This window comes from Clostridiales bacterium (assembly GCA_017961515.1).
In the GTDB taxonomy this organism is placed as follows: Bacteria; Bacillota; Clostridia; order Acetivibrionales; family RGIG10202; genus RGIG10202.
In genome coordinates this window covers 1-9,630 of sequence record JAGCXC010000016.1, presented here as the reverse complement: position 1 = coordinate 9,630, position 9,630 = coordinate 1, and the positions used below count along the sequence as shown (strand labels likewise).

At 32.2% G+C, this 9,630-nt stretch carries 8 protein-coding genes, 1 tRNA gene and 1 rRNA gene; 2 read left to right on the top strand and 8 right to left on the bottom strand.

Going from position 1 to position 9,630, the window contains the following annotated elements:
- Positions 1 to 1,039 (bottom strand): S-layer homology domain-containing protein (locus J6Y29_00865; GenBank protein ID MBP5426442.1); only part of this gene is annotated, 1,039 nt, incomplete at its 3' end.
- Positions 1,040 to 1,621: 582 nt separating this feature from the next.
- Here J6Y29_00865 and J6Y29_00860 point away from each other — a divergent pair.
- Positions 1,622 to 2,344 (top strand): NAD-dependent protein deacylase, encoded by a 723-nt coding sequence (locus J6Y29_00860; protein ID MBP5426441.1) that lies wholly within the window; start codon positions 1,622 to 1,624, stop codon positions 2,342 to 2,344.
- Positions 2,345 to 2,672: 328 nt separating this feature from the next.
- On the opposite strand, the gene galU is transcribed toward J6Y29_00860, so the two are convergent.
- Positions 2,673 to 3,569, bottom strand: coding sequence for a UTP--glucose-1-phosphate uridylyltransferase GalU (gene galU / locus J6Y29_00855; GenBank protein ID MBP5426440.1), 897 nt, complete (start codon positions 3,567 to 3,569; stop codon positions 2,673 to 2,675).
- Positions 3,570 to 4,000: 431 nt separating this feature from the next.
- A tRNA-Arg gene (locus tag J6Y29_00850) sits at positions 4,001 to 4,077 on the bottom strand.
- A gap of 563 nt (positions 4,078 to 4,640) precedes the next feature.
- On the opposite strand from J6Y29_00850, the gene J6Y29_00845 reads away from it, so the two are divergent.
- Positions 4,641 to 5,774 carry a copper amine oxidase N-terminal domain-containing protein gene (locus tag J6Y29_00845; protein ID MBP5426439.1) on the top strand — a complete coding sequence of 378 codons (1,134 nt, stop codon included), beginning with the start codon at positions 4,641 to 4,643 and terminating at the stop codon, positions 5,772 to 5,774.
- A gap of 340 nt (positions 5,775 to 6,114) precedes the next feature.
- On the opposite strand, the gene J6Y29_00840 is transcribed toward J6Y29_00845, so the two are convergent.
- From J6Y29_00840 to rrf, 5 genes are all read right to left on the bottom strand, one after another.
- Positions 6,115 to 6,483 carry a hypothetical protein gene (locus J6Y29_00840; protein ID MBP5426438.1) on the bottom strand — a complete coding sequence of 123 codons (369 nt, stop codon included), beginning with the start codon at positions 6,481 to 6,483 and terminating at the stop codon, positions 6,115 to 6,117.
- 55 nt (positions 6,484 to 6,538) lie between these two features.
- Positions 6,539 to 7,888: a hypothetical protein gene (locus tag J6Y29_00835; GenBank protein MBP5426437.1), complete on the bottom strand. Its 1,350-nt coding sequence runs from the start codon at positions 7,886 to 7,888 to the stop codon at positions 6,539 to 6,541.
- A gap of 45 nt (positions 7,889 to 7,933) precedes the next feature.
- On the bottom strand, positions 7,934 to 8,407 hold the full coding sequence (locus tag J6Y29_00830) for a hypothetical protein (protein ID MBP5426436.1): 474 nt from the start codon (positions 8,405 to 8,407) through the stop codon (positions 7,934 to 7,936).
- Between the two features lie 215 nt (positions 8,408 to 8,622).
- Entirely contained in the window at positions 8,623 to 8,901 is a 279-nt protein-coding gene (locus J6Y29_00825) for a hypothetical protein (protein MBP5426435.1), read from the bottom strand.
- Between the two features lie 632 nt (positions 8,902 to 9,533).
- Positions 9,534 to 9,630, bottom strand: a 5S ribosomal RNA gene (gene rrf / locus J6Y29_00820); the annotation flags it as partial.

Here is a 9,630-nt window from a genome sequence, read left to right as displayed (position 1 = left end):
TTATTGGTAACTTAACAGTTTGTCCTGCTGGAACTGTTACTATCTTAGTGAATGCGATGTTTGCTATTCCTGTTGAGAATCTACCAATTGAGTTTACTTTCTCGTTTCCGTTCCATACAGTTATTGATTTTACGACAGTATCTGCACTGATACCTGTTCTTTGTAATTTTAATCCAGTTACTACTACAGGTTCACTTCCTGCTGTTATTTTAACTTGTCCTATCTCAAACAAAGATTGACTTCTTGATAATACTCTTGATTCTGCTGGCTCAAATTCTACTTTTGCTGTTCCAACTACAGTTCCCCCATTTGGATTTTGTGAAGGCTCTGTTGAAGGATTTACTGCTGGAGTATTTGTCTTTTCAACTAGACCTAGCTCTTCAGCATATGCTCTCTCTACTAATCCTTTTTCAATTAGGTTCTCAATTACTGTTGAACCATTATCTGCTTGTGCAGTTAATACTCCATATGACATACCTACTGCATCGTCTCTTGTTAATTGATCTTTATCAAACGCTATCATTTGGGCTACTGATATAACGTTCAATGATGCCAATTTCTCTAGAGCACCAAAATAATCAAAGTCTTTTACTCCCAATTGTTGAAGAATTAATGAAGCATAGTCAATCCCTTTTAGTGCTCCTACAGGATTAAATACTAATCCGTTTGCACTTTGTATACCTTTTACTACTCCTGTCATAGCTGCATATGCAACTTGCTTTCTTGCCCAAGAAGCTATTGAGTCTGCGTCAGCAAATTTAGCTAATGCTTGATTTACTTGAGCATCTGTTAATGCCTGAGCGTCTTGTTCTTGTCCAAACAATCTAAGCAATATTATTGCTGCTTGTTGTCTGTTTAATTGACTTCCCAAGTCTGGTACAAAATTTTTATCACTCACCCCTTTGTACAATCCTAAACCATACAAAGCTTGCGCTGCTTCTTCATAATTATATGAAGTTGTCGCAAATACAGGTGCTAGCATTGTGAAAACCATCATTAATACTAGCAATACTGATAAATGTTTTTTTAGATTCCTCATACTTTCAAATCCTCCCCTTTTTTTTATTTTGGTAGTAGGTCCAAATAACAAAGCCAGGTTACGCCTACTCCTAAAAATATTCTTTATAACCTGACTTCTATTTCTCTTAAATTAGAATAGGTACTTCCTCTAACCTACCTAATCTCTAGAACAATTATATCATCCTGGTTTTTTTGCGTCAATAACTTGAAAATACATGTAATAAACTTGTAATATTTTTGTAATATTATCGCCTAAATCTAGCTACATCAGCACTTCTTTGTTTTTTGATAATATTTTTCAAACGCTCTTTTTTGCCCTCCAAATTTACTTCTTTTTGTCAATTTTGCTACTATGCGGCAATGTTGGAATAAACATTCAGTTTATTTTTGGATAAAATACCTGTATTTTTTTTGCTACTTTTGTACGTATTTGGCGAATTGTCTAAAACTGGTGAAGGTAACATCCTCTCCCTCCCATATCTCAAATTTTTTCATTTCTGTTTCGTATTCAAACAAAATACTTGCATAAATGTGTATACAATTGCCTAGCATTCGTGGTAGAATAATCATGTGAAAGAATCTACATAGGAAGGAGTATGTTATGGAAAGTAAAATTGAAAAGTTTTTAACACTAATAAATGAAAGTAATAATATTGTATTTTTTGGAGGTGCTGGTGTATCAACTGAAAGCGGAATACCAGACTTTCGTAGTAAGGATGGACTCTATAGCTTAAAATATAAGTTCCCACCAGAAGAAATATTAAGTCATAGTTTTTTTGTGCGACATCCAGATGAATTTTACAAATTCTATCGCGATAAAATAAATTCGCTAAAGTTTGAACCCAACATCACCCACTTTAAACTAGCAACACTTGAACATAGCGGTAAATTAAAGGCTATTGTAACACAAAACATCGATGGCCTACATCAACGTGCTGGATCCCGCACCGTATACGAACTACACGGTAGCGTTCTTCGAAATTACTGCACCAAATGCCATAAATTTTATGATGCACAATATATATTCGGTAGTAAAGATGTGCCAATGTGTACCTGCGGTGGTATAGTTAAGCCAGATGTCGTACTGTATCAAGAAGGTCTAGATCAAGATACTCTTGAAAACTCTATCCGCGCAATACAAAACGCAAATCTTCTTATTGTCGCAGGCACATCTCTTACTGTTCAGCCTGCATCCAGCCTAATAACCTACTTTAGAGGAAATAATTTAATTTTAATCAACAAAACTCCAACTCCTTTTGATTACGCTGCAAGTTTAGTAATACACGATAATCTCGGCAATGTCTTTGGCGCACTAGACATATAGCGGTATCCTCCCTTACCTACACCTCAAATTTTTCTCATAAAATTCTTGGCGTAGAAGTAGGGGCTTTTTTTGCAACAACGCTTAAACAGTCGGTTCTTTTTCGATAGCTCAATCGCGCTAGAACAGTACGAGCTAACCCCACAATCCATGCGGTTTTTACAACAAATATAAATACTATACTGCAACAAAAATACAGAATGTGCATTCTTACCTAATCTCATTATTTTAATCTATTACATTATTCCAATCATAGATAAAAATATTGTGCACCCTCTATAGATGCACAATATTGTATTTTTTTCTTAATCTAATTCCCATTCCATCGCTATCAAATCATAATCTCCTGAGAATCTTTTTCCATGCTCTCTACTTTTTTTAACATATACTTTAAAAGTCCGTCCCTTAAATCATCTTGTTTTAGAGCAAAATCAATATTGGCCTGCAAAAATCCCAACTTACTTCCTATATCATATATCTTACCCTTAAACTGACATGCGTACATTGGCCTTATTTTTAATAATACCTTTAGTGCATCGGTCAATTGATATTCTCCGTCTTTTCCTACATCGATATTTTGTATTATATTAAATATCTCTGGCGTTAAAATATATCTTCCCATGATAGCCATATTAGATGGCGCTGCATCATAAGATGGTTTTTCCACAAGATCACTAATCTTTAGCATTCCGTCACTTTGTGCACTGGCCGCAACAATTCCATAATTACTAACCTCACTCATCTTTACTTCGCTCACACCAATAATTGGGGCACCATACTTACCAAACATCTCCACTAACACCCGCAAAAATGGATACTTGTAGTCCGTTACAATATCTCCTAGCATTACCGCGAATGGATCCTGTCCAACAAACGATTTAGCTAGATGTATCGCATTCGCAAGTCCCTTAGCTTCTTTCTGCCGTATATAATGTATATTAACACCCTCAGTTATTTTATCCACTTTCTTCAATAAATCACTTTTCCCTTTTCTCTCAAGTTGCCACTCCAATTCTCTCGATTTGTCAAAATGATCTTCAATAGAATTTTTCCCCTTGCCCGTTATGATAAGAATATCACTTATCCCTGAATTCTGAGCCTCCTCTACTATATACTGTATTGTGGGTTTATCCACAATGGGCAACATCTCTTTTGGTTGAGCTTTTGTCGCTGGTAAGAAACGTGTTCCCAAGCCTGCCGCCGGTATTATAGCTTTCTTTACACGCATTAGTCTCTCCCCTTTTTTAGTAATCCCAAAGTCACTGTGGACAATGTGCATAATCCTGTGTATAACTCTGGGAAACCTTATTTGTCAAAGCTTTACACTATGTGTTTTTTTTCCTATCTTTTGTTATCAATTTGTTGTCCATTGTTACATTTTTGTCACTTTTTATTTTGTGGATAATGTGTATAACTTTGTGTATAACTCTATATATCTACATTTTACCCGTGTATAACTTGTTGAAAAAGTCTTAATACATTATTATCCCCAAAATTCATTTCTTTTATTCCTTTACATAATTTTTTTCCACACCATAATTGTTAATTGTGCATATTTTTTGTGGATAATGTGAATAACTTAGACCTATCCCCACCAGTGGTATCGGCAAAAAAAAATATATATTAACATATCTTATAATACATCAATATATATCACCATGGCACGCCCAGTAGGACTTGAACCCACAACCTTCTGATCCGTAGTCAGACGCTCTATCCAATTAAGCTATGGGCGCTTAAACTAACGCCTAGCCATTATCATAATTATGAAATTTTTATCTACCTAATCCCAAGTAGATTTTAAGTATACACGTATAATAAAGTTTTGTCAAGAGGGTGCACTATGGATCATATCTTTAAAACTAGCTTGTAGCTTTATATTGATCGCTTTGTAATTTTTTTTAATACCCTTATGTATAATCATCAATACATCCTATAGGTTTATCTACATTTTTTAATGTTATAGTCCATCTATATTGAGCTTTTTCCCAAAGATAGCCTTCTCATCGGATCTATTGTCTTTACAATATCTTTTCACACGTTCATCACTACACCAATTGCCCTTATACATCTTCTATTCTAAATTCCTTTAATATTATTAACCTTTTTTACTCCTATTTTATATCTTCCTCGCGCTAGTTTACTTATCCCCAGCAGTTATTCTAACACATCCCCTTTTTAATTCTCAAATTAATATTAACCCTAAAAATGTTCATAAATATTTTTCCTTTAATTCTCGATATTAAAGTATAAGTGTATTCATTTAGATGCACCACAATATATTGAAGGAGTTGATTTTATGAAATTTATCAAAACTTTAGCTTTCACACTGGGTATATTTTTTTGTTTCAGTGGGATAACATTTGCGGCCAATAGCGTTCCACAAATCGAATATAATACATATGAGAAATTAATCGTAAATGGAGAAACCTTAGATTTGGAGAATCCTCCATTCTCTATAAATGGAAAACGAATGCTTCCATTGAGAAGTATTTGCGAAAAATTAGGTTATAACATTTCTTGGAATGAAAAAACTCGTCAAGTAAAGATAGAAAGAGGATCAGACGAAGTAGTTCTTACCATAGATGATAATACAATTAGTGTTAATAATGAACTTAAAAAAGTGTACTTCCCACCTAAAATTGTAAATAACAGGACTTATGTTATTCCTGCAGTAATAGAAGTGGGATTACATGATACTACCTATACAGATACCAATGATACCTTTACAATATTGCCAAGATACAAAACAACAGATGGAGTAAATTTTATAAGAAAAACTGTTTATAAAGAAAATCCAGCTGGATTCGTAGTAGGTGTTGCAGAAGTATGTGCATCAGTTGTAGATAATCCAGATAATCAAGAAGGAATAAATGTTGTAAACGCCTTCTGCAAAAATTATTTTGATAGTTTCCCACTAAATGAAATACAAAACGAATTAAAAGAACTCCAATCTCAAGACTCAATTTATACTACATACAGTGATTGCAACATTGTTGCCAATACTAAAAACATATTATCCGTTACATACACAACACCTCATGGAGGCTCTTTTTCAAACCAAATTCTAGAAGGAAAAATGTTTTATAAATCTACAGGTGCAGAAGTAAAAATTTCTGAAATTTTCAATAAAAATATTCATGATATTTTTGTTGAAGCTTATAAAAACAATGATGTAGTGTTATTACAAGGATTAAAAAAGTTGAAATCTCTAACAGAGTCATTCTATGAAACTCCTGTAGAAGATACTCAGCTATTAAAATCTATTGCAGATAATATTGAAAACTCTCAAAATAGTGAGGTTCATGCATGGATATCATCTGAAAACGATAAAACATTATTAACCTTCAGATATTATGATCTAGCAGGTTACATATTTATAAGTCTTGATTTAGGCGCTTTAGATCCTTCAAATATAGCTTTTATTGTATAATATCCTATAAGACACCTCTCTTTGTCATATGACACAAGGTGTCTTATTATTTGTATTTTATTGACATCTAAGGATTGTCTATGGTATATTTTTGATATTTTTTAACATATTTAATAAAAAAAACCATATTTTCTATTGACTTATGGAATTTTATGGTATATAATATCAAGTGTAATAAGTATCATCATAAAAAGTGTTATTGCACTCCTTTGATGTAGTTTTCTGATGATATGCTAAAAACTTTTCAAACGTACCTGTTAATACATACGACTAAGGTGGATTAAATCCACCTTAGTCGTGTTTTGTATTATTTATTTTTTATTTATAGATATAATGAATTTTATTCTTTAGTCATTACTTTTTTAGCCCAAGTTTTTTTGTTACATTTAGGGCATCTCAAAAATCTCTTTGTAATTGTATGAGGCGCTACTATAGCTGTAAAATAGGTTGGTACGAATCTATTATGACATTCTCTACACTCGTAGTACCCTGTACTATTTTCAACTTTAAATATATAGAATATTTCCAGAAAAAACAAAATAGTCACTACCGATTCAACAACCCCTAGAATTAATTCTTTCCTTAATGTGCATTTTGCCAATAAAATAATACCAATATAACATACTATAGAAAAAACTGTAATGATCCCCAAATTAATTATCGTTTTCCTATTTTGGGCTCTTTCTTTTTCTTTATCATAATGCTTCATACAAATACTCCTCCTATTTTAATACCTCATGTAAAGAATAAATCCATATTATCGTTTAAATATTTTTTAATACCACTTCTGGACTACTTTTAAATCTTTTTTTATCTCCTTCCAATTCTTGTTCATATAGTCTTTTTCGATAATTTATATCTTTTATCCTCATTTGAACTTTGTTATTATATTTACCCATTTCAAATACAAAATCCATAGTATCACCTTTTCTTATCCCATATTCCCTATATCCACAATTAAATTTTATTGCATCTATTCCTTCACTATTATTATCATCATTCTCACCTACCAATTTTAAGGACAAATGTTTGCCTTCTCCTTTTTCTTCTAATTCTTTTACTTTCATTCGGCGACATAAAAACAATGGCTTTGGATTAGCATTACCAAATGGCTCCATGCCTTCTAATGCTATAACATTATCTAATGTTATTTCCTCTGGCCTAATCTCAATAGCCTCATTCTTAAACTTATTCATATGATCTGATTTATTATTATCGATCGCATCTAAAGTCTTTATATTTTCTTCGACAATTTTTAGTAAATTATTTTTAAACTCTTTAAATTTTTCCCACTCTACACTAAGACCAAATGACTCTTTATTATATCCACCAAAACTTTTCACCAAACCCCTATCTCTCAATTCTTCTATAATATTAAACAAATCACATTTTCCATTATTTTTAGCTGCTACCCTAACTTCTCCATACTTATTTGCATAAGCTATTACTATTTTGTTACTCAACATCCCAACTTCACTAGCAATTAACGCTAGATTTTTTTTATCCCACTTATATCCTCCTACAAATATAACTTCATCCTCATTTAAATTTAGGCTTTCTATTTTTTCTAATGCATCTGATACATCTTCGCCTTGTTTTGATTTATCAAAGGATATTTCTTTGCGCTTGTCATTCTCCTGTTCTAAAATATCTATTATTTCATTTGCTTTATATTCATTTTTCCCTGTATCATCAAAATCAAGACTTAATAACTCTATACATTTTCTTGCATTTTTCCACATATTACCGCCTGCATTTAACCTTGGTGCTAATTCAAATATAATATCTTCAGATAAAATACTGTTTTTATCATTACATAGACTTCTTTTTATTAAATTTTTGATCCCTAAGCTAGGTTTATTTATCATACGTCTCATTCCATATTTTACTATTGCTCGGTTTCCTTCTGTCAATTTTACTTTATCCGCTAGTGTTCCTATTGCCACCCTACCTGTATACTTTAAGTAATATTCTTCTTTAAGTTTCTTTTTATTACACAATGCAATAATCAACTCAAACACAACGCCAACCCCAGCTAGTTCTCTAAAAAAATCTTCATTATCTCTCTTTGGATTAATTACACCGTCCGCCTCTGGTAATTTTTGACCACACACGTGATGATCTGTTATTATAACGCCTATCCCTTGCCTCTTTATTTTTTATACTGCCTCTACATCTGTTGTACCACAATCAACTGTAATTATAAGGTTAGGCTTTTTCTTTAATACCCTGTTAACAGCCCTATCTGACAATCCATACCCTTCATTTTCTCTATCTATAATATAATAATCAATTTTAGTTTTATCAGCTATCTTCGTCAAAAAATCGTACAATATAGCTGTGCCAGTTAATCCATCCGCATCAGAGTCACCAAATACAACTATCTTCTCTTTTTTATCAATTGCATATAGTATTCTTTCAACACTCTCCTTCATACCACTCAATAAAAAAGGATCTTTACTCTTATACTTCTCAAAATTAGGATTCAGAAAATCTGGAATTTCATCTATTTTCATATCCATTGTAGATAATACTTTTGCCAAAAAATATGGTATATCAACCTTATTTTTTATCTCCTGAACCTTCTCCTCATCAATTTGTTTAGTTTCCCAATTTTTCTTTTGAATAACCATACTTCTACACCTTCCTTATCAAAAATCTCTCCTCTTTAAGTTAAAATATCTTTTAACTTAGGCTGATTTTATCACATTAACTGTATTTAGTACAATAAAAATTTAATTTCTCCGCACATTGATAACGACTACAGCCTATAAAATTGCTGTAGTCGTGTATATAAAAATGTATTTGAGAAAATTATTAATAGAATGACACCAAAAAATCACACCAATTATTTAAGGAAGTCCTCCCCTATATATCCCAACGTTAAAGGAGTAACCTTGTTTTTCGCCAGCTTACTTAAAAGCTCTATTGCATTTTCCTTTACCGTTGCAATATTAATAATTGATTTTTCGGAATGAGCAGTATTATTATCTATTTTCAATATCTCAATTCCATACGTATTGTCACCATTGTTTATAAGGTAGTATTCCAGGTTAAAGCTTTGATTACCTTTCACTCCTGCCTCATTAACGGCAACCTCTTGCATAAAAAACATCTCTCTCGTCATAATATTTCCCTCCTTAGTAATCTTCTGATGTCATTTACTATAGAAAGTATTATATACCATAAAAACCCAGTAGTCAATAGAAAAATATATATTTTTTTAATAAATTAGGAAAAAAATCTCAAATTTGTGTCATTAATGCTTCTAAAATGTAAAAAAAAGTATAATTTTTTCAAAATATTCTATTTGACGATTTGTGACATACTTACCACATCATATATCAAACCTTAGAATGTGTAAAATTATCTAAGGGAAAAAATACTTTTTATACCTAAAATGTTGCATTTACTCTGAAAAAATTTTTTCGACTTAAAGTCAACGTTTGCGTTAGCGTGCTCTTTTTTTGGCTAAAATCCATGTATATCAAGGATTTTTATACAAACTTGTAATTTATTCTTGAGTTTTAATCATCAGCACCGGCTTAGCCGGTGGTTTGTTCTGCAGCTACCTACTGCCTCTAAAGAGCCACTGAACAGTCTGCCTTCCTCACTAATTTCACTGGCTAGGGTTAAAGCTCTTTTTATTTGCCTCTTTTTACTGGCTCACCCGTGAACGGGTCTATATATTCCTTTATTTTTTTGCCTATATAACAAAAAAAGATCCTATGAATACCCTCCATAGAATCATTTATATAAATCTGGCGACTACCTATTTTCCCAGAGCGTCTCCACTCAAGTATTGTCGGCGGTTTGAAGCTTAACTTCCGTGTTCGGAATGGGAACGGGTGTGTCC

What these genes read in the sequence shown, in the direction of transcription:
- J6Y29_00845 (MBP5426439.1), top strand. Translation starts at nt 4,641, where the DNA reads ATGAAATTTATCAAAACTTTAGCTTTCACACTGGGTATATTTTTTTGT.
- J6Y29_00840 (MBP5426438.1), bottom strand. Translation starts at nt 6,483, where the DNA reads ATGAAGCATTATGATAAAGAAAAAGAAAGAGCCCAAAATAGGAAAACG.
- J6Y29_00860 (MBP5426441.1), top strand. Translation starts at nt 1,622, where the DNA reads ATGGAAAGTAAAATTGAAAAGTTTTTAACACTAATAAATGAAAGTAAT.
- J6Y29_00830 (MBP5426436.1), bottom strand. Translation starts at nt 8,407, where the DNA reads ATGGTTATTCAAAAGAAAAATTGGGAAACTAAACAAATTGATGAGGAG.
- galU (MBP5426440.1), bottom strand. Translation starts at nt 3,569, where the DNA reads ATGCGTGTAAAGAAAGCTATAATACCGGCGGCAGGCTTGGGAACACGT.
- J6Y29_00825 (MBP5426435.1), bottom strand. Translation starts at nt 8,901, where the DNA reads ATGACGAGAGAGATGTTTTTTATGCAAGAGGTTGCCGTTAATGAGGCA.